The 17,738-nt window shown below is 62.3% G+C and carries 18 protein-coding genes, 1 other RNA gene and 2 pseudogenes; 8 read left to right on the top strand and 13 right to left on the bottom strand.

The window, feature by feature from the left end:
• Positions 1 to 190 precede the first annotated feature (190 nt).
• From JCM25143_RS20925 to JCM25143_RS22090, 4 genes and pseudogenes are all read right to left on the bottom strand, one after another.
• Entirely contained in the window at positions 191 to 586 is a 396-nt protein-coding gene (locus JCM25143_RS20925) for a thiamine phosphate synthase (RefSeq protein ID WP_234395192.1), read from the bottom strand.
• Positions 586 to 816: a hypothetical protein gene (locus JCM25143_RS24080; RefSeq protein WP_234395191.1), complete on the bottom strand. Its 231-nt coding sequence runs from the start codon at positions 814 to 816 to the stop codon at positions 586 to 588. The genes JCM25143_RS20925 and JCM25143_RS24080 overlap by 1 nt, the downstream gene beginning before the upstream one ends.
• Before the next feature lie 7 nt (positions 817 to 823).
• A pseudogene (locus JCM25143_RS18965) lies at positions 824 to 1,737 on the bottom strand (class I fructose-bisphosphate aldolase).
• A 116-nt stretch (positions 1,738 to 1,853) separates the two neighbouring features.
• On the bottom strand, positions 1,854 to 2,297 hold the full coding sequence (locus JCM25143_RS22090; protein ID WP_148300114.1) for a hypothetical protein: 444 nt from the start codon (positions 2,295 to 2,297) through the stop codon (positions 1,854 to 1,856).
• 54 nt (positions 2,298 to 2,351) lie between these two features.
• Between JCM25143_RS22090 and JCM25143_RS11115 the strand changes: the two genes are divergently transcribed.
• From JCM25143_RS11115 to JCM25143_RS11100, 5 genes are all read left to right on the top strand, one after another.
• Complete coding sequence (locus JCM25143_RS11115) at positions 2,352 to 2,654, top strand: hypothetical protein (protein ID WP_025861205.1); 303 nt, start codon at positions 2,352 to 2,354, stop codon at positions 2,652 to 2,654.
• Between the two features lie 4 nt (positions 2,655 to 2,658).
• The gene (locus JCM25143_RS11110; protein WP_025861204.1) at positions 2,659 to 3,000 is read left to right on the top strand and encodes a cell division protein ZapA; all 342 of its coding nucleotides are present in this window, start codon (positions 2,659 to 2,661) and stop codon (positions 2,998 to 3,000) included.
• A gap of 5 nt (positions 3,001 to 3,005) precedes the next feature.
• Positions 3,006 to 3,162: non-coding RNA, 6S RNA (ssrS, locus tag JCM25143_RS21580), on the top strand.
• The gene (locus JCM25143_RS11105; protein ID WP_025861202.1) at positions 3,149 to 3,748 is read left to right on the top strand and encodes a 5-formyltetrahydrofolate cyclo-ligase; all 600 of its coding nucleotides are present in this window, start codon (positions 3,149 to 3,151) and stop codon (positions 3,746 to 3,748) included. Before ssrS ends, JCM25143_RS11105 begins: the two co-directional genes overlap by 14 nt.
• 60 nt (positions 3,749 to 3,808) lie before the next feature.
• Positions 3,809 to 4,624, top strand: a complete 816-nt coding sequence (locus JCM25143_RS11100; protein WP_025861201.1) for a TIGR00282 family metallophosphoesterase — start codon at positions 3,809 to 3,811, stop codon at positions 4,622 to 4,624.
• 56 nt (positions 4,625 to 4,680) lie between these two features.
• On the opposite strand, the gene JCM25143_RS11095 is transcribed toward JCM25143_RS11100, so the two are convergent.
• Genes JCM25143_RS11095 through JCM25143_RS11085 form a run of 3 tightly spaced genes read right to left on the bottom strand, consistent with a single transcriptional unit; the run spans position 4,681 to position 7,066 of the window.
• A complete protein-coding gene (locus tag JCM25143_RS11095) occupies positions 4,681 to 5,112 on the bottom strand; it encodes an NUDIX hydrolase (protein ID WP_035371055.1) in 432 nt (143 codons plus the stop codon).
• Positions 5,106 to 5,969, bottom strand: coding sequence for a TIGR01459 family HAD-type hydrolase (locus JCM25143_RS11090; protein WP_025861199.1), 864 nt, complete (start codon positions 5,967 to 5,969; stop codon positions 5,106 to 5,108). The genes JCM25143_RS11095 and JCM25143_RS11090 overlap by 7 nt, the downstream gene beginning before the upstream one ends.
• 8 nt (positions 5,970 to 5,977) lie before the next feature.
• On the bottom strand, positions 5,978 to 7,066 hold the full coding sequence (locus JCM25143_RS11085) for a quinone-dependent dihydroorotate dehydrogenase (RefSeq protein ID WP_025861198.1): 1,089 nt from the start codon (positions 7,064 to 7,066) through the stop codon (positions 5,978 to 5,980).
• A gap of 166 nt (positions 7,067 to 7,232) precedes the next feature.
• On the opposite strand from JCM25143_RS11085, the gene JCM25143_RS18960 reads away from it, so the two are divergent.
• Entirely contained in the window at positions 7,233 to 7,817 is a 585-nt protein-coding gene (locus JCM25143_RS18960; RefSeq protein WP_025861197.1) for a hypothetical protein, read from the top strand.
• Between the two features lie 69 nt (positions 7,818 to 7,886).
• Positions 7,887 to 8,972: a DNA polymerase IV gene (gene dinB, locus JCM25143_RS11075; RefSeq protein ID WP_025861196.1), complete on the top strand. Its 1,086-nt coding sequence runs from the start codon at positions 7,887 to 7,889 to the stop codon at positions 8,970 to 8,972.
• Between the two features lie 34 nt (positions 8,973 to 9,006).
• Here the strand turns inward: dinB and JCM25143_RS18955 are convergent.
• The 4 genes and pseudogenes from JCM25143_RS18955 to JCM25143_RS11055 all read right to left on the bottom strand — a co-directional run bounded on the left by JCM25143_RS18955 (position 9,007) and on the right by JCM25143_RS11055 (position 15,387).
• A pseudogene (locus JCM25143_RS18955) lies at positions 9,007 to 11,662 on the bottom strand (M16 family metallopeptidase).
• A gap of 185 nt (positions 11,663 to 11,847) precedes the next feature.
• Positions 11,848 to 12,510 carry a 2OG-Fe(II) oxygenase gene (locus JCM25143_RS11065; protein WP_035371063.1) on the bottom strand — a complete coding sequence of 221 codons (663 nt, stop codon included), beginning with the start codon at positions 12,508 to 12,510 and terminating at the stop codon, positions 11,848 to 11,850.
• A 73-nt stretch (positions 12,511 to 12,583) separates the two neighbouring features.
• Positions 12,584 to 14,851: an excinuclease ABC subunit UvrB gene (uvrB, locus tag JCM25143_RS11060; protein ID WP_025861193.1), complete on the bottom strand. Its 2,268-nt coding sequence runs from the start codon at positions 14,849 to 14,851 to the stop codon at positions 12,584 to 12,586.
• 71 nt (positions 14,852 to 14,922) lie between these two features.
• The gene (locus JCM25143_RS11055) at positions 14,923 to 15,387 is read right to left on the bottom strand and encodes a helix-turn-helix transcriptional regulator (protein ID WP_025861192.1); all 465 of its coding nucleotides are present in this window, start codon (positions 15,385 to 15,387) and stop codon (positions 14,923 to 14,925) included.
• A gap of 212 nt (positions 15,388 to 15,599) precedes the next feature.
• Here JCM25143_RS11055 and JCM25143_RS11050 point away from each other — a divergent pair, with 212 nt between their 5' ends.
• Positions 15,600 to 16,061 (top strand): NUDIX hydrolase, encoded by a 462-nt coding sequence (locus JCM25143_RS11050; protein ID WP_025861191.1) that lies wholly within the window; start codon positions 15,600 to 15,602, stop codon positions 16,059 to 16,061.
• A gap of 16 nt (positions 16,062 to 16,077) precedes the next feature.
• Here the strand turns inward: JCM25143_RS11050 and JCM25143_RS11045 are convergent, their stop codons facing one another.
• Complete coding sequence (locus JCM25143_RS11045; RefSeq protein ID WP_234395190.1) at positions 16,078 to 16,593, bottom strand: disulfide bond formation protein B; 516 nt, start codon at positions 16,591 to 16,593, stop codon at positions 16,078 to 16,080.
• 129 nt (positions 16,594 to 16,722) lie between these two features.
• The gene (gene otsB, locus JCM25143_RS18950; protein ID WP_035371052.1) at positions 16,723 to 17,457 is read right to left on the bottom strand and encodes a trehalose-phosphatase; all 735 of its coding nucleotides are present in this window, start codon (positions 17,455 to 17,457) and stop codon (positions 16,723 to 16,725) included.
• Between the last annotated feature and the right edge of the window lie 281 nt (positions 17,458 to 17,738).

The raw sequence follows: 17,738 nt of genomic DNA, 5'->3' as shown, positions 1-17,738 counted from the left end.
CTGGGGCGGCGGATGGGGACCCGGCTGGGGCCCGGGTTGGGGTGGGGGTATCAGCACCGCCTACACCTATACCTGCCAAACCACGTTTGAGCTTGTGAATGGCGTTGTTACCGCATGGACCATGCGGGGCGACGGCTGCTGATAGCCACCGCCATTTTGCCCGCAGGCTGATCTCCTGCGGGGCTGGAGCTTACAGGCTCCAGTCCTGCGGGCTATCCCACCAGCCCTGCGCGGGCATGATGAAATCCGCCCCCGCCGCTGTCAGTGGCGCAACCTCGGCCTCAGCCGAGGCCTGAGCGACAACGGGCAGTTCCATCATCACCGCCCACCAGCGGGTGAGTTCCAACACGGCGGCGACCGATTCGGGCGTTGCCGCCACATCCTCACCGGGTGTGAAGCAGATATAATCCGCCCCTTCCTCACCCGCGCGCATGGCGTGATCGCGGCTGAGGCCGACATCGACCCCAAGCTGCATTGCCTCCCCCACCACACGGCGGGCCGTGGCGGTGTCGGGGGCCTCATCACCACACAGATGCACCCCGTCACAGGCCTGCGCCACGGCAAGGGCCGCCCTGTTTTGCAGCATCAGGCAATGCCCAGCGGCTGCACGCAGGAAGCAACAGCCGCTACAAGCGGGGCCGCAGCGCTGTCAGGCATTTGCGCAACAGGCGGCAGACGCAGCAGCAGGGCCGCAGGCTGGCACGTAGCCAGCTGCTTGTGCAGGGCGGACAGAAAAGGCTCCGCCTGCGCGAGAACCGGCGTGGCCAGATAGAGTTCGGACACGCGCTGGCTCTCCCCTGTGTTTTTTGCCGTCAAGACAGGATCAGTTCTTCAGAATACCGATGATCTGATCCAGCAGGCCGAGGGCTTCCGCCTTGGGGCGCTGGAACACGTTGCGGCCGATGATGGAGCCAAAGCCGCCACCTTCGTTGATGCCACGGATCGTGTTCAGCAGGTTTTCGGTGCCGGTGTGCTCACCACCCGAGAAAATCACGATACGGCGGCCGCCAAAGCTGGACTGCACGACATGACGCACGCGCGAGGCCAGAGTGGACACGTCAACCGGGTGCTTTTCATAGGTGGACTTGGCGGCATCCAGAGACACCACATCGGTCGGCGGCTTGACCTTGATGATATGGGCACCACACAGGGCCGCCATATGAGCTGCATAGGCGCAGATATCGAGCGCCGTCTCAGCCTTCTTGTCCAGCATCGGGCCGCGCGGATAGCTCCACACGATCACGGCCAGACCAACGGACTTGGCTTCAGCCGCGAGTTCGCGCAGTTCTTCCATCTGCTCGAAGCAGTATTCGGAACCGGGGTAAATGGTAAAGCCAATGCCTGAGCAGCCCAGACGCAGCGCGTCAGCACGGTGCCGGTCACGGCCTGATCTTTCTCGGTGGCGAGGCTGTTGGAGCTGTTGCATTTCAGGATCAGCGGAATTTCGCCCGCGTAGGTGGCCGCACCGCATTCCAGCATACCCAGAGGGGCTGCATAGCCGTTCAGCCCGGCTTCGATCGCCAGTTCGAAATGGTAGTGCGGGTCATACGCTGCCGGATTGGCCGCGAAAGAACGGGCCGGGCCATGTTCGAACCCCTGATCAACCGGCAGGATCACCATTTTGCCGGTGCCACCCAGACGGCCCGCATTGAGCAGGCGGGCAAGGTTCATCTTGGTACCGGGATTATCGCTCTCGTACTGGTTGAGAATGGCCTTGACCTGGGGAGTAAGCGTCATGACTGAACGGTCCTTCTTTCATACCTTGGCGTCCGGCACTTTATCCTGCCGACATTGTTCTTGGGAATAACCGTGGGGGAAATGCCCGACAAGAGACGATATTGCTGCGTGCAGGATCAGTTGGGTGAAATAATGGCGGGACGACACGCCAGCACCACACCTCCGGCCTGCTGATAGAGCCTGCGCGCTGCCATAGCCTGCCCGTCCTGCGCGTTCAGCACCACGGCCCGCTGCCCGGAACGCAGCGCCATAACGGCATGAACGGCACTGCCCCCGCAATCGAGCACATGCGCGAAAGGCAACCCGCCCGCCCCACTGGCATCGGCCGAAAAAAGCGACTTTTCGGCCCCTGTCAAAGCAGCTGCCAACCCCGCCATAAGGGCATGCCACCAGACTACCCCCATATAAACCCCTGCCCCCTCGGGTGAGAGTAGAACCGGCGCGGGCCTGTCCGTGCCCGCTGGAACCCTGTCCCGTAACGCACGCAGGCCGCTTTCATGATCACAAACACAGAGAAAATGGCACGAACGGCCCAAAAGTAGCCTGTTTTCCATGCTCATGCTTGACGCCATCGCATTTGCGGGTGATTCCTCAACAATAGAAAGGGATAAAGCATGCAGGATCAAGCGGCGGAGCCATACCCGTTCTCCATAAACAGTGGCACGGCCAGCACTGAAACCGGAACAGAACCCACCGCACGGATATTCCCCCCGCAGGAAGATCCGATTTCGCGGCTGGACCGCGCCCTGCAACGCATTTCCTTCGCGCTGGAAAAAAGACCGCCCCAGCAGGATACCGGCCTGATGGAACGTCAGGAAACAGAGCGGCAAGAACTGCTGGCCAATGTTGATGCCCTTATCCTGCGTGTGCGCGATGCGCTAGAACAATCCGCCCCCCTGCCGGAACGGAAAGACTGATCCCATGGCCCTTGTTTCGGTTCTTATCAACGGCCACAGCTATACCGTTGGCTGTGAAAACGGTCAGGAACGGCATGTACAGGCCATGGCCCATCAGGTAGAGCACCGCGTGCAGCGCGTGCGCTCGCTCGGCTTTTCGGGCGATGCCCGCGTGCTGGTGCTGGCCGCCCTGCTAATGGCTGATGAAATTCAGGACCTTTCCAACAGCCGCATTCCCGAAACCACGGCACAGGCCGTACAGGATGTCGAACGCCTGCGGGCCGAGCGCGCCATGCAGGACAGCCGCCTGCTTGATCTGGCCGAACGTGCGGAAGCTCTTGCAGCCGAGCTTGAGCAGGCTACATAGACAAGGCGGGGCTGCCCGGCACGTGAGGCATGTCATACCCCTGGGCCGATAAGCACTTCCTTGGGAGCTGGCTCTGTTGTGGCCCTGGTCACATTATCTGGTGCCCACCTGCACTCGCAGGTCCTGGAGGTTGAAAAGACCCACGGCCATGGCGGCTCCGCACTCCACACCCCCTATGGGTGACCCCCCTGAAATCGCGCAGCAGAAAGCTCAGGCACGTAAGCTGTGTGTGCAAGCCCTGCGTACCCGCGCCCCCGATACGGATGCAGGTATTCTTGCGCAGCTCCAAACGCTGCTGGCCCCGTCCACGCACCGAGCCATTGCCTGCGTGTGGCCTCTGCCGCATGAGGTAGACCTGCGCCCACTCTGCCACTGGCTGCATGAAAACGGTGCGCAGGTGCTCCTGCCCGAAACCACACCACGTGGCACGCCACTGGTTTTCCGCCACTGGCACCCGGCCTGCACCATGCAGGAAGGCCGTTTTGGCACCCATGCGCCAGATGGCCCGGCCATTGCGCCGGATATTATTCTTGTACCGCTTCTGGGGTTTGACCGCGCGGGCAACCGCCTTGGCTATGGCGGAGGCTATTACGACCGCACGCTGGCCAGCCTGCCTGCGGCACAGGCCATAGGCTATGCCCCCTCCACGCAGGAGGTAGCGGCCCTGCCCTCCGGCCCGCATGACCAGAAACTCCCCTGTATCGTGACTGAAAGAGAGATCCTGCGTTTTGACCCGCCTTCTTCCTGATACCAGCCTGCACCCCACTGCCAGCCCTGCGACACCCCACCTCGTTGGGAAAGCCCGTTCATGAGGCTGCTTTTTCTGGGAGATATCGTTGGCCGGAGCGGGCGTGATGCCGTTCTGTCCCGTCTGGCCGACCTGCGCACCCGGCTCGGGCTTGATCTTGTGGTGGTCAACGCGGAAAACGCCAGCCATGGCTTTGGCCTTTCACCCGCCATTGCCACATCCCTGCTGCAAAACGGGGTGGATGTGCTCACCCTTGGCAACCACGCATGGGACCGGCGCGACCTGATCGGCCATATTGATAGCGAACCGCGTATCATCCGCCCGCTCAACTACCCACCCGGCACACCGGGACAGGGCAGCGTGGTGGCCGAGCTGGCGGATGGGCGCAAGGCGCTGGTGGTCAATGTCATGGGCCGTCTGTTCATGGACCCGCTGGACGATCCTTTCCGCTGCATGAACGAATTGCTGACCCGCCACCGGCTAGGGGCAACCGTACAGGCCGTGGTGGTGGATGTGCATGCCGAGGCCACGAGCGAAAAATGGGCTCTTGCCCATATGCTGGATGGCCGAGCCTCACTGGTGGTGGGCACGCATACCCACACCCCCACGGCGGATCATCGTATTCTGGCCGCAGGCACGGCGTTTCAGACCGATGCAGGCATGTGCGGCGACTATGACAGCGTGATCGGCATGGGCAAGGAAGCTGCCATTACCCGCTTTGTGCGCAAGCTGCCCGGCGAACGACTCCAACCCGCCGAAGGGGAAGCCACAGTCTGCGGGATTATGGTGGAAACCGATGACCGCACGGGCCTTGCCCGGCGCATCGCCCCCCTGCGACAGGGTGGCCTGCTGGCCCAGACCCTGCCGGATTTCTGAACCGGCACCCAGAGCACAACAGCACCGGGCCTCTAGCCCGGCCCAGTGTCTGGTGTTCAGTTGTTCTCCTGCGCCCTGAAAACAGCCACGGCCTGTTCCGTGGCGCGTGTCAGGGGGGATGGCAGGGCATCAAGGGCATACCAGCCAAGGGCCGCATGTTTGTGCGGCTCCATCAGCCGGGCCTCAGCCCCTTCAGGCGCATAGGCCTGATACACGGGAGAAACCCAGTGCTGGCCCGCCACAGGCTCGCTCTGCTCCACAATGCACAGCAGCGGCCCCAGCGTAATCTCCAGCCCGGTTTCTTCGCTGATTTCACGCCTTACTGCCTCGGCCAGCCCTTCAAAAGGCTCAACCCGGCCACCGGGCAAGCCCCAGCAACCAGCCTCCGGCGCACGTAGGCGCTGGATCAGCAGTAAGCGCCCATCACGCAGAATGAACGCCCCGCACCCCACGGCAGGCAGAGTAGCATCCGCCACGGCTGCTACCATACAAAGCGGGGGAGTGCGGCAACCGGCCACAGCCCGGCCCCTTTGGCTTCTTCCGTCGCCAAGGTGGCATCATTGCCAATCATTTCCTGATGGATTCCACCCAGAATCCACGCGCTGTCCACGCCCACACCCGCAGCACCGCGGATATCGGTTTCCAGCGCATCACCAATAGCCAGAATCCGCTCGCGCGGCACATCCAGCATCTTGAAAACCGGCTCGTATACGGAGGCATAGGGCTTGCCGATCCAGCAGACATCGCCCCCCTGCTCCTCGTAAAACGCCGCCAGCGCCCCTGCACAGATCTGCCGCCGCCCGCCCTTGATCACCACCCGGTCCGGGTTGGCGCAGATCATCGGCAGGCCGTGTTTCAGGCTGGCTTCCAGTTCGGGCAGATAAGGGTCGAGCGACTCCACACCGCGTTCGATATCCGGTCCGGCATTCATGATAAAGCTGGCCTGCGCGGGGCTGCTCACCTGCTCGATATCCAGCGAATCATACAGGCCCAGATCGTTTGTCCCGCCCATATGCAGCACCGTACGGCCCAGCTGGGCAAACCATGGGTCTGTCCTGTCACGCAGGCGGGTATAGGTTTCCTGTCCGCTGGTCATGACACCGTCATGCAGGTCCGGGCTAACGCCAAAGCTTTCAAGCTGCTCTGTCACCACATAAGCCGGGCGTGGAGCGTTGGACAGCATGACCACACGCTTGCCTGCACGGCGCAGCGCCTGAAGGCACTCCACAGCCCCTTCATACGGGTTAATACCGTCATGCACCGTGCCCCACAGGTCGATGATGTATCCGTCGTACTGGTCGGCAATGGCTGCCAGCCCACCGGGCATGGCCAGAGTGGTGGTCATCGTCGTGCTCACCGGCGTATCCCCCTGATCCCTGTTCCACGGATATCATCGAGGTTTTCCACACCTTCGCGCCGCATGATGTCGAGCATCTCGCGCTTGAGGCGGCTCACCAGAGCCGGGCCTTCATAGGCGAAGGCTGTATAGACCTGCACCAGATCAGCTCCCATGCGAATCCGCTCGAGAATGTCCATGCCGGTTTCGATACCACCACAGGCCACGAGTGCGAGCTGCCCGGCGGCGGCCTCCGCCACAATGCCGAGCATGGCCCGCGCCCGCGGGGCCAGCGGCCTGCCGGAAAGCCCGCCCGCCTCATCACGGTACGGGCTGCGCAGGCTGGGGAAACGCTCAAGCGTGGTGTTGCTGATAATCAGCCCCTGCGCGCCGCCTTCCACCACGGCCTCGACAATTGGGGCGATAGCATCGTTTTCCAGATCGGGGGCCAGCTTGACCAGAATCGGGGGGCGATCGGGGTGCCTGTCCGCAATGGCGTCCAGAATGCCGCGCAGCCGGGCCGCATCCTGCAGGCCGCGCAGGCCGGGCGTGTTGGGCGAGGACACATTGAGCACGATATACTGCACATAGGGCTTAACCCGCGCCACAAGTGCCGGGTAATCGCGCTCGGGGTCGGCCCCCGTCTTGTTAATACCGATATTGGCCCCTACCGGCACGCCAGCCCCGCCCCCCCGGCCCGAAGGCAGCGGGCGGGCAAGCCGGGCAAGCCGCACGGCAAAACGGTCTATCCCCTGATTGTTGAACCCCATGCGGTTAATCACCGCCCTGTCTTCCTCCAGCCGGAACAGGCGGGGCTGCGGGTTACCGGGCTGCGGGCGCGGTGTCACCGTTCCGGCCTCCACAAACCCGAAACCAATGCGGGCCAGCGGGCGCAGGGCGCGGGCGTTTTTATCAAAACCCGCGGCAATGCCAATCGGGTTGGAAAAACGCATACCCAGAACGCGCGTTGCCAGCGCCGGGTCATCCTCCGGGCGGCGGAGCGGCACGGACAGGCCCAGTGTCAGGGCATCCAGAGCGAGGTCATGCGCCTTCTCGGGATCGAGGGAGCGTAGAAGCGGCAGGGTGAGGGATGTAAGCACGGACATGCTTCGAGTACTGCCCCAACTGTCGCGGCAAGGAAAGAGGAAAAGCCACCGGCAGATGGGCGTGCCTCCCATGCGATTTTTTATTGATAATGAGAATTATTATCATCTATAAGGGGACATCATCTTCACTTCAGAGGCCGCGGGCCAGCTACCCACGGAACGCACAATGTCAACAATGCCTGTTTATCTGACGGATCTCCCCTCCAGCGAACGGCTGACCCTGTGGACTATCCGCCGCCTTGCCGCGCCGCAAACCACCCGACCCGACCGCGCCCAGACCGGCGGTGTGGCGTTGCCGTGCTTTCTGCCCTGTTTCCGCCGCGAATTTCTGGCCGTGACCAAGGCTTTCCACGAAGCCCTGTCCGACCTTTCCTTCCGGAGCGATGGCCGCCCGGCCAGTACCCCCACCTCCACCGCGCTCGACATTCGCTCAGGCGGGACACTGGCCGTAACCGATACAGAATATACCCTGCTGCTGGCCACGGAGGCCGCACAGAACGAGCGCGAGGCCGACATGCACGCCCTGCTGCGCCCGCTGCTGCCTCTGGCCCGCCTACGCCTGCGCATGATGACAGCCCTGACAACACTGGGGGCCTGTCTGGCTGGTGCGGGCTACTGGCTCTCGCCCCATGCGGCGCGCAACACTCTCTCGCCCTGCCTGTTTTCCACCAGTATGCCTGTCCCGGTGGAACACACCATGCGCCCGCACCGCATGGCGCTGGCCAGAAGCCTGTCTTATCAACACCACTAAGGGGGCTGACACCCTCATAGGTTCTGTTTTTGTTCCATTCATCCCGGCGCTGTGCTATGCCACGGTTCCATGACACAGCCCGTGCGCCGGATCATCCATATCGACATGGACGCGTTCTATGCTTCGGTCGAACAGCGCGACAACCCGGCCCTGCGGGGGCGGCCTGTCGCCGTGGGCCGCAGTCAGGAACGCGGTGTGGTTGCCGCCGCCAGCTACGAGGCCCGGCCCTTTGGCGTGCGCTCGGCCATGCCCTCGCTCCTGGCGCAAAGGCGCTGCCCACAGCTTGTATTTGTCCCGCCCCGCTTTGAAGTCTATCGGGCGGTATCAGCACAGATTCACGCGATTTTTGCGCGCTATACCCCCCTTATCCAGCCCTTGTCGCTCGATGAAGCCTATCTGGACATCACGCAGCCACTCATCCGCCGGGCCTCGGCCACCGCCATTGCGCAAGAAATCCGCGCCGCCATTCTGGCCGAAACCGGGCTGACAGCCTCGGCCGGTATTTCTTACAACAAGTTTCTGGCCAAGCTGGCCTCGGACCATAACAAGCCCAACGGGCAGTTTGTCATTCCCCCCGGTGCGGGGCAGGACTTTGTAGCCCCCCTGCCCGTCAGCGCCTTTCATGGTATTGGCCCGGCCACGGCCCGGCGCATGAATGCACTGGGTATCCAGACCGGTGCAGACCTGCGCGCTTTCCCACCGGAAACCCTGCGCCAGCATTTTGGCAAGGCGGCGGCCTTTTATCACGGTATCGCCCATGGGGAAGACACACGCCCGGTAGAGCCTGACCGCCCGCGCAAGTCTCTGGGTAAGGAAACCACCTTCGATCAGGATCTGATCCATGATCACGATCTAAACGAAGCGCTGCAAATACTGGCGGAAAAAGTCTGGGCTGGTTGTGAAAAACGCGGGCTTTCAGGGCGCACTATCACCCTGAAACTGCGTCACGCGGATTTCAGCCAGCTTACCCGTTCGCTCTCACGCCAGACCCCCGTGCGGGATCAGGCAGAGCTTTTACAGGCCGGGCTGCATCTGCTGCGCCCGCTCCTGCCTTTGCAAAAATCCGTGCGGCTGCTTGGTATTACCGTATCCAGCCTGTGCGACCCGCAGGCCGCAAGTGGGGCGGAGCAGCTCTCGCTCCTCCCCTCCGCCTGAACAGGCAGGGCGTTACCCCCCTACCTGCCAGCTTTTACCAGTTGGGAACAGGGCCTTTGACAATGGTGGCCAGATCATCCGGGCGAATCCACTGTTTGAAAGCCGCCTGAATGTCGGCCCCTGTCGCACCGTAATAAGCCTGAGCTGCCCGGTCCGAATTATCGAGCGGCAGGTCGAGGCTGGCCAGATGCAGATACTGCGCGGCAATCCGGTCAAGGCTTGCACGCTGGAGCGGTATGGCCCGCAGCAGCGATGCCTTGGCCAGTGACAGTTCCGCATCCGTGGGCGGTGCCGTGACCATGGCTCCCACATCATGCAGCACGGCCGCACGCGCCTTGCCCACCTTGTCCGGGTCCGCACCGTAATTCACGGTATAGGTGCCACGCGTGCGGCCCCACTCGAAATCGCTGCCAACACTATAGACATAGCCGGTCTTTACCCGCAGGTCGCGGTACAGGCGGGACGAGAACAGCCCACCGCCCAGAACCTCGTTACCAAGCTGCAGCATGAAGTGATCCGGGTTGGCCGCAGTCAGGCCCAGCGTTTCGGCCAGCACCACCTCGTCCTGCACGCTGCTTTTATCGGGCACATGCGCGCGTGACGCCTTGCTGAGCGGCACGGCGGGCAGATTAAGCTCAGGCTTCGGGCCTTCCGCCTTCCAGCCGCCAAATGCCTGCTCCACCACCGCACGCGCTGTCGGGGGTGATATCGCCTGTGACGACAATGGTCGTCAGGTCTGGCCGCCAGGCATGTGCGTAGTAATGCAGGACGTCATCATGCGTGACATGCATGATGCTCTGCGGCGTTGCCTCACGCAGGGCCGGGTCTTTGGGCGGCAGAATGGCAACCTTGATCGCCTGCGTGAACAGATGCCCCGGAGAGGCCAGTTCCCCGGCCTGTGCCTGTGCTGTCTGCGCTCTGACAATTTCAAAATCACTCACCGGGAAAGCCGGGTGCAGTTCGTTTTCCGCCAGAAGAGCAATACCCTTTTCAAAATCAGGCTTCAGCACGCGCAGGCTGAAACCGCTCCCGGCACTTTCCCATGCGGGAATATCATCCAGCGCTTTCTGGAAAGCCAGACGGTCGTGCTGCGTGGTACCATAGGCAAAGAGCGCCTCGGTTACATCGCTCACACCTTCCTGCCCCTGCGGCTCTTCCAGCGCGGGCGTCTGGCGCACCTGCCCCGTAAGCTGGACGGTGTGGCTAACATGCGAAGGCCAGACAATCAGCCGCAGCCCATTAGGCAGGGTGCTGACGGTGGGCTGGGCGGTCGGCTCGGGCTTGTCCAGCCGGGTCAGGTCTTTTTCCGCCCATTCGGGCAGGGGCACAGGCTTGTCGGGGGTAGCGCCGAAAGATTCGGCCCCACCAAAGCCCTTACCCGCCACTGGCTGGCCCGAGCTTTCGGGGGTCAGTACCGCCGAGACAGCATGGGCCGGGTCAAGCAGCTTGGTCGCCAGCGCATTAACGGCCTCGGGGGTTACAGCCTGATAGGCGGCCACCATATCTCCGGGCGAATCCAGCTTCTGGAACGCCAGCGCATTGGACCACAGCTCAGCCAGACCGCTGACGGAGTTGGCCGCAAACTGCAACTGCGCGATCTCGCGCCGTTTGGCCGCCTCGACCAGATCGGCCGGAACGCCTTCATGGCGGATTTTTTCCAGCACGGCGCGCATGTCATCCATGGTCCGCTTGGCATCTCCCCCCTTGGGGAAAGCAGCCAGCGCCAGACCAAAGCCCGCAAGCTGCTTGGGCGCGTATTCAAACCCGGCAAACAGCGCGCGCCCCTGCGGCACAAGCTGGTACAGCGCGCCACGCTGGCTGGACAACACATCGGACAGGATATCCGCCACGGCAAAATCATGCTCGGAAGAACCCGGCATGGGGAAAGCCAGCGTAGCAAAACCAACAGGATAATCCGTGGCGAAAGATAAGGTTTTAGCCGGTGGTGGCACGGGCGTAACCGGCGTGCGCGCAGGCAGCGGACGGCGCGCGATACCACCGAATGTCTCTTCGACCAGTTGCAGCGTGCTCACCGGATTAACATCGCCCGCAATGACCAGCACCGCGTTGTTGGGAGCATACCATTTGCGATAGAAGGCGCGCAGGTCAGCCGCTTTTGTACGCTCAAAGGAAGGCCGCGTGCCCAGCGCATCGTGCTCGTATGGCGTGCCCGCGAACAGGATGGCCTGCAACTGCTCCAGATACAGATAAGCCGGGCTGGACAGATCGCGCGAGACTTCCTGCTCGATCGCGCCGCGCTCCTTCTGCCAGTCCGCCTCGGACAGGGTCAGCCCCGTCATGCGCAGCGCCTCGATCTTGAGCAGCACCGGCAGGTCGCGCGACTGCGCGGTATAGAAATACTGGGTCACGTCCTCGGTGGTATCAGCATTGTAGCTGCCACCCAGCCGCGCCCCGACAGAGGCAAGCTGGTCCTTGTCCAGCCCCTTGCTGCCACGGAACATCATATGTTCCAGCGCATGGGCCGTACCCGGAAAGCCCTTGGGGGCTTCGGCCGAGCCAACAAGGTAGTTGATTTCAGTCGTGACAACCGGGGCCAGACGGTCCGGCACAATCACCACCCGCAACCCGTTGGGCAGGGTAGCCCGCACAACCTGCGCGCTGCTGAGTGCCGCAGGCACCAGAGCCGAGGGCATACCGCCGGAAGACATCTGGCCGGAAGGCATGTCCATGGTCTGCTGCGCCAGAGCGGGCGCACCCAACGCGGCCACGCCCGCAAGGCATGTGGCCGCGCACAGGGCAATGCTCAGGCGCCGGTAAAACCGGACAGCCGCTTACAGGTCTTGCTGGCGGTACGCTGTGTCATGAGTTCTTCCTGTTTCCTGCTTCAACGGCATAAAAAGCCAAACGTCCGCCCTCAGGCATCCAGACCGGGCAAGGCGAGTTTTTTGGCCATGGCCGACAGCCTGTGGCGCCGCAGTTCGGAGCGGGCCTTGGCGTCACGTGTCATGTAATTAAGCTGAATGGTGTAGCGCGGCCCCACATACTGGCGGTGGCCATGCCATGTATCAGGCCCGTTGGGGAAAATGAGCAGCGTGCCATCCACCGGCTGTACCTCATGCACATAGTCTTCTATGTCATGCGGTCCACGCAGCAGCCTCAGGCAGCCTTCCTGTTTTTCCCATGCCCCGCCCGAGGGATTGAGATAGAGCAGGATCGTCACGCGCTTGGCGAGGGAATCCGTATGAATGCGCCCGTCCTTCTCACGGGTGCGGCCCCTTATTGTCAGCATGGACGGGGCATCGGACAGGTCCAGATCAAGCTTTTCAGCAATCAGGCGGCGCAGCTCCGGGCCTTCCATCTGCGCCACAAGGTCTTGCATGAGCGGTGATAAGCGCAGCGATTGCGGTGGAAACGACCCGCCAGAGGGAATATGCGGCAGGCTTGCGAACACACGAGTCAGATCCTGTTCGCGAATGAAGTGCGGCACCATAACGTGCCTGAAAGGCTCAGTGCGCACAGGGGCCCGCACTAGGGCTTCGTAATCCGGTTCAAGGTCTGTCTGAGGCACGTTGTTCATATCCTGGCCAGTAGCAATTCGGATCATCCCGCCCAGACGGTAGAAGCCTTACCCCCCATAAACAAGGCCCCCCCTATTTGCGCGACCGACCACCCCCCTTGCCGGATTTGCGTTCATACCCGCCCCCACCCGGCCCAAACGGGCGGGGCGTGGTATCCTTTTTGCCCCGTCGCGCACCGCCGGTCTGCCCGGCAACGGAAGAGGCAACCGGGTCAACAGGCAGGCCAAGCTGCGCGGCTTCAAGCCGCCGGATTTCATCACGCAGGCGGGCAGCGGTTTCAAACTCCAGATCAGCCGCGGCCTCACGCATGCGCTTTTCCAGTGCAGCCAGAGTCTGCGCGCCATCCTTGCCGACAAATTCGGTCTCGCCCGTTGCCTTGTCCGGCGTCACCGTCACGTAGTCCTGCTCGAACACCGAGCCGACAATATCGGTAATCTGCTTGCGCACACTCTGCGGGGTAATGCCGTGGGCCTCGTTCCAGGCCATCTGCTTTTCGCGGCGGCGGGCTGTTTCCTCTACCGCGTAGCTGAGCGAGTCCGTCATCTTGTCGGCATAGAGCAGCACCCGGCCATCCACATTACGGGCAGCACGGCCTATGGTCTGGATGAGCGATGTGCGTGAGCGCAGGAAGCCTTCCTTATCGGCATCAAGAATGGCCACCAGCGAACATTCGGGAATATCCAGCCCCTCACGCAGCAGGTTGATGCCAATCAGCACATCAAAAGCCCCCATGCGCAGATCACGGATAATCTCGATCCGTTCAAGCGTGTCGATATCCGAATGCAGATACCGCACCCGGATTCCCGCCTCGTTCATATAATCGGTCAGGTCTTCGGCCATGCGCTTGGTCAGGGTAGTGACCAGCACACGCCCCCCTTTCTCGATGGTGGTACGGCATTCGGCCAGCAGGTCATCCACCTGATGTTCCACAGGGCGGATATCCGTCACGGGGTCGATCAGCCCCGTGGGGCGAATAACCTGCTCGGCAAACACGCCGCCCGTGCGCTCCATTTCCCATGGGCCGGGCGTTGCGCTGACAAACAGGGTCTGGGGGCGGAACGTATCCCATTCGGCAAAATTCAGTGGCCGGTTATCCAGACAGGAAGGCAGGCGGAACCCGAAATCCGAAAGGATGGATTTGCGCGCATGGTCTCCACGCTCCATGCCGCCTATCTGCGGTACGGTCACATGGCTTTCATCGACAATCAGCAGGGCGTCCTGCGGCAAGTACTCAAACAGGGTTGGCGGTGGATCACCCGGATTACGGCCCGACAGATAGCGTGAGTAATTCTCGATACCTTTGCACACGCCTGTTGTCTCAAGCATTTCAAGATCGAACAGGGAGCGCTGGTCCAGCCGTTCGGCCTCAAGCAGCTTGCCCGCTTTCGTAAATTGGTCGAGCCGCTCACGCAGTTCCTGCTTGATGCCAATAATCGCCTGATTGAGCGTTGGCCGGGGCGTTACGTAATGGCTGTTAGCATAAATGGTAACTTCCTGAAGATCGGCCGTTTTTTCCCCGGTCAGCGGGTCAAACTCGATAATGCCGTCCACCTCGTCGCCAAAAAGGGAAATACGCCAGGCACGGTCTTCGTTCTGCACGGGGAATACATCCACCGTCTCGCCACGGACCCGGAACGTGCCACGGGTAAACGCGGCATCGTTCCGGCGGTATTGCAGTTCCACCAGACTACGCACCAGCTTGTCGCGATCTATCTCGCCCCCAAGTGCGAGCTTGACCACCATGCGCGCATAGGTTTCCACCGAGCCGATACCGTAAATGCACGAAACCGATGCAACGATAATCACATCATTACGCTCAAGCAGCGCCTGCGTGGCGGCATGGCGCATACGGTCGATCTGTTCGTTTATCTGGCTGTCTTTTTCAATATAGGTATCAGACCGGGGCACATAGGCCTCAGGCTGGTAATAGTCATAATAGCTGACAAAATATTCAACCGCGTTATGGGGGAAAAACTGTTTCATTTCCCCGTAAAGCTGGGCCGCGAGTGTTTTGTTGGGGGCAAGGATCAGGGTTGGTTTCTGGGTGGCCTCAATAACCTTGGCCATAGTGAACGTCTTGCCCGAGCCCGTAACCCCGAGCAGAACCTGATCGCGCTCACCGGCTTCCACACCGCTTACAAGCTCGGCAATGGCCTGCGGCTGATCGCCCGCGGGTTCATATTCGGACACAACCTCCATACGGCGCAGCTTGGGCCGGGGGGCCTGCTGTTCGGGCCGGAAGGTTACGGCGGGCAACTGGGCCGCACGCTCGCTCAGCGTGCCGCGCTTGCGACCGCGTGCGGGGGCAGATGATGATGTCGGTGGCAAGGGAGCATCCATGCCCCAAACATGGCCCTGCCCAGCCCTTTGTGCAAGGGAGGCCGCCCGCCAGCAGGCACTGGCGTTACCGCTTACGCAAAGCGCCAGTGCAGGGCATGAAAAACCATCCGTGAAAGCGGCGTATGGGAAAGCACGATCAGCACCATGCCCACCACAATCGCCACCCGGCTGCACGAACGGGCGTAAAGCCCCAGCATTTCATCCCGGCTGGCCAGATCCAGAAAGGGGTCAAGCCCGCCATACCCGGCCTGTTCACGCTGGCGGCGATAGCGGGCCAGAAACTCGGGGGGGAGGCCCGCGCGTTCGAACTGTCTGGCGCTGTAGCGATCAAGCTCATCGCGCCGGTAACGTAACACGCCATCCTGATGCCTGACCGGGCGCGGGCCGCCCCCTATACGCTCCAGCAGCCATAGCCGCCGCGCCGGCACCCCCAGATACCCCGCAGCCTGCCTGCGCTCCAGAATCTGCTGGAGCGGGAAGGGGCAGACAGTCGCCTGCCCGGATACGGTATCCGAGGGGACGCGGGGATCTTTCATGACATGCCAGCTTGAAAAAAAAGAAAGGGCCAAGTCAATGCCTGTCTTGCCATTGCCGCCCTGTAACAGATGCACAGGCTGCATAGCCCCGAATACCCTCACACCCTGAGGGTAGCAGCCGCATCCCGCATCACCGGGTAAGTAGCGGCTACACCACCCCCTCACCCGGCAGGCTGATTGACCATTCACCGGGCAGGTCGCATCCTTAGGGCATGCAAACTGTTATTGCCCCTACCCTACCCCGTGTCGGTGTGCTGGCTGTTGTCCGGCATGAAGACAAATTTCTACTGGTCCGGCGTGGCCATATGCCCGATGCCGGACTGTGGGGTTTTCCCGGTGGCAAGGTAGAACCGGGAGAAACACTGTTGCAGGCTGCCCCGCGTGAGTTGGAGGAAGAAACAGCCCTGCGCGCCACAGGGCAGGCCGTTATCGATACATTCGAGTCGATCCGCCATGATGCACAGGGCGCGCTGGCGTTTCATTACGTCATTATCGCGGTACGCTGCCTGCTACCCTCCGGGCCATGCCCCAGCCCGCAGGCAGGCGATGACGCGCTAGAAGCCCGCTGGTTTTCCTATGCCGATATCAAAGCACTGGGGCCTTTGGCCTGCGAAAGACTGGAAACACTCGCCGCTCAGGTTCTGCGGGCAGAAGGGGTGGCGGTCAGCCCTTAAACCGCCATGCCCGCATTTAGTGGAAAATACGCCGGGTGTGGCGCTGGCCTGAACGCAGGCCACCGATCAGCCCCGCAAGCACCACCAGCGCATAAACCCCACCCATGACCGACATCGAAACCGGCAGGCCCGGTATCAGGTAGGTTGGGGAATCACACGGTTTCTGTGGCCGCAACGGCATGGAAGCCAGACGCTCCGCCATAGTGCGCCCGCTTACATGCGGCGCATGACAGGCTGGCAACGGGCTGGGCCACCAGCCCCACTCCACCCCGGCATGGCAGACTGTCAGCCCGAGTGAGCCGAGCATAAGCAGCACCCCGCACCACAGAAAAACCCGCCGCAAACCGCCGGGCAGCACAGCGGCGGCAACCCCGGCCACCATCAAAATACGCCATGGCCAACGTTCCAGCAGGCAGAGTTCGCAGGGCATAATGCCCAGGCCACGCTCGACCCACCACGCAAAGGCAAGCGCCACGCCCCCCGCCAGTATCATCAGCACGCCCGGCATCCGCCCGGTTCTGTCGCGGCTCATGTCATGCTCCCGCCTGTTGCTCCAGCCCATTACCCTGTGTGGTCATGGCCTGCATCCTGCGCCCGCCCTCCTACCTTGCAACTGGCCCCCGTATCAGGATTTTTTACGGCCTATCGCGCGCCTTCCGCCCTAGGCGGTAAGCCCCGCCAGCCATGTACGCAGCACGGCGGGGGTCGGGAAATCGACCGGAATACGAAAGCCTGCCCCACCAGCAGCCTTGGCCACAGCCATGGCACTTTCGTCTGATGTATCATTGCCAATAACCACCGGCTTGCGGCCCAGAAAGGGCGGACGCTGCATCAGCAACGAAACCGCATAACCCTTGTCTACCCCGGCAGGGCGGATTTCCCACGCCATGCGCCCGGCCACCAGCAGATAAGCCCCGGCCGATTCCCTGGCCCATGCCGCCGCTGCGGCATGCAGGGTCTGGGCGGCTTCAGGCGCTGCACGGTAATGCAGGATAAACCCGCCCTCTGTATGTTCAAGCCTGACACCGGGCAGCGTGCCTACAAGGTCACGCGCCTGCACAAGCCAGACCTTTGGCAGTTCGGGCAGGGCCGTGCGTTCGATCGGCCCGCCCGGCCTGTGGCGCAGGGCAATGCCGCCTTCTCCCCCTACGGCGAAAGGCACATCGCCTAGAAATTCATCAAGCTGCTCAACCGTGCGGGATGAGACAATGGCCAGCGCATCGCCACAGGCAGCGCGCAGGCGGCGCAGCATGTCAACAAGGCCGGGCGGCAGCACTACGGGGTCTCCGGGGGCTGTATCCTCGACCAGCGTGCCGTCAAAATTCAGCAAAAACGCAGCCTGAGACAGCGGCGGGATAGGAAAACGGGCACTCTGCGCCCCACGGAAACCGAGCATGAAACACCTCTTTAGTGGCCTGTTTTTCGTATCCACACACAGTGACTGCATCAGCCGCCCTGATACCAACCTGAACCGGTGGGCATCAGGGCCGGGCGCATATCAGTATGTATCGCCTATTTTCGGCTCCGCACTGCCACTCCGCCCCTGATCACCAGAGGAAAACGGAACAGGAGGCGGCAGCGGCGCCTGCGGAGAGACCGCAGACGGCGGGGCAGCAGGCGCTGAGGACGGAGCCGGTGCCGGCTGGGCGGTTCCAGGTGTCGGCTGCATGCCGGGTG

Source organism: Acetobacter papayae JCM 25143 (assembly GCF_000613285.1).
GTDB classification, from domain to species: domain Bacteria; phylum Pseudomonadota; class Alphaproteobacteria; order Acetobacterales; family Acetobacteraceae; genus Acetobacter; species Acetobacter papayae.
The sequence above is the reverse complement of the archived record's forward strand: the minus strand, read 5'-3'. Positions and strand labels throughout refer to the sequence as shown.

What these genes read in the sequence shown, in the direction of transcription:
- JCM25143_RS20925 (WP_234395192.1), bottom strand. Translation starts at nt 586, where the DNA reads ATGCTGCAAAACAGGGCGGCCCTTGCCGTGGCGCAGGCCTGTGACGGG.
- JCM25143_RS22090 (WP_148300114.1), bottom strand. Translation starts at nt 2,297, where the DNA reads ATGAGCATGGAAAACAGGCTACTTTTGGGCCGTTCGTGCCATTTTCTC.
- JCM25143_RS11115 (WP_025861205.1), top strand. Translation starts at nt 2,352, where the DNA reads ATGCAGGATCAAGCGGCGGAGCCATACCCGTTCTCCATAAACAGTGGC.
- JCM25143_RS11110 (WP_025861204.1), top strand. Translation starts at nt 2,659, where the DNA reads ATGGCCCTTGTTTCGGTTCTTATCAACGGCCACAGCTATACCGTTGGC.
- JCM25143_RS11105 (WP_025861202.1), top strand. Translation starts at nt 3,149, where the DNA reads ATGGCGGCTCCGCACTCCACACCCCCTATGGGTGACCCCCCTGAAATC.
- JCM25143_RS11100 (WP_025861201.1), top strand. Translation starts at nt 3,809, where the DNA reads ATGAGGCTGCTTTTTCTGGGAGATATCGTTGGCCGGAGCGGGCGTGAT.
- JCM25143_RS11095 (WP_035371055.1), bottom strand. Translation starts at nt 5,112, where the DNA reads ATGGTAGCAGCCGTGGCGGATGCTACTCTGCCTGCCGTGGGGTGCGGG.
- JCM25143_RS11090 (WP_025861199.1), bottom strand. Translation starts at nt 5,969, where the DNA reads ATGACCACCACTCTGGCCATGCCCGGTGGGCTGGCAGCCATTGCCGAC.
- JCM25143_RS11085 (WP_025861198.1), bottom strand. Translation starts at nt 7,066, where the DNA reads ATGTCCGTGCTTACATCCCTCACCCTGCCGCTTCTACGCTCCCTCGAT.
- JCM25143_RS18960 (WP_025861197.1), top strand. Translation starts at nt 7,233, where the DNA reads ATGTCAACAATGCCTGTTTATCTGACGGATCTCCCCTCCAGCGAACGG.
- dinB (WP_025861196.1), top strand. Translation starts at nt 7,887, where the DNA reads ATGACACAGCCCGTGCGCCGGATCATCCATATCGACATGGACGCGTTC.
- JCM25143_RS11065 (WP_035371063.1), bottom strand. Translation starts at nt 12,510, where the DNA reads ATGAACAACGTGCCTCAGACAGACCTTGAACCGGATTACGAAGCCCTA.
- uvrB (WP_025861193.1), bottom strand. Translation starts at nt 14,851, where the DNA reads ATGGATGCTCCCTTGCCACCGACATCATCATCTGCCCCCGCACGCGGT.
- JCM25143_RS11055 (WP_025861192.1), bottom strand. Translation starts at nt 15,387, where the DNA reads ATGAAAGATCCCCGCGTCCCCTCGGATACCGTATCCGGGCAGGCGACT.
- JCM25143_RS11050 (WP_025861191.1), top strand. Translation starts at nt 15,600, where the DNA reads ATGCAAACTGTTATTGCCCCTACCCTACCCCGTGTCGGTGTGCTGGCT.
- JCM25143_RS11045 (WP_234395190.1), bottom strand. Translation starts at nt 16,593, where the DNA reads ATGAGCCGCGACAGAACCGGGCGGATGCCGGGCGTGCTGATGATACTG.
- otsB (WP_035371052.1), bottom strand. Translation starts at nt 17,457, where the DNA reads ATGCTCGGTTTCCGTGGGGCGCAGAGTGCCCGTTTTCCTATCCCGCCG.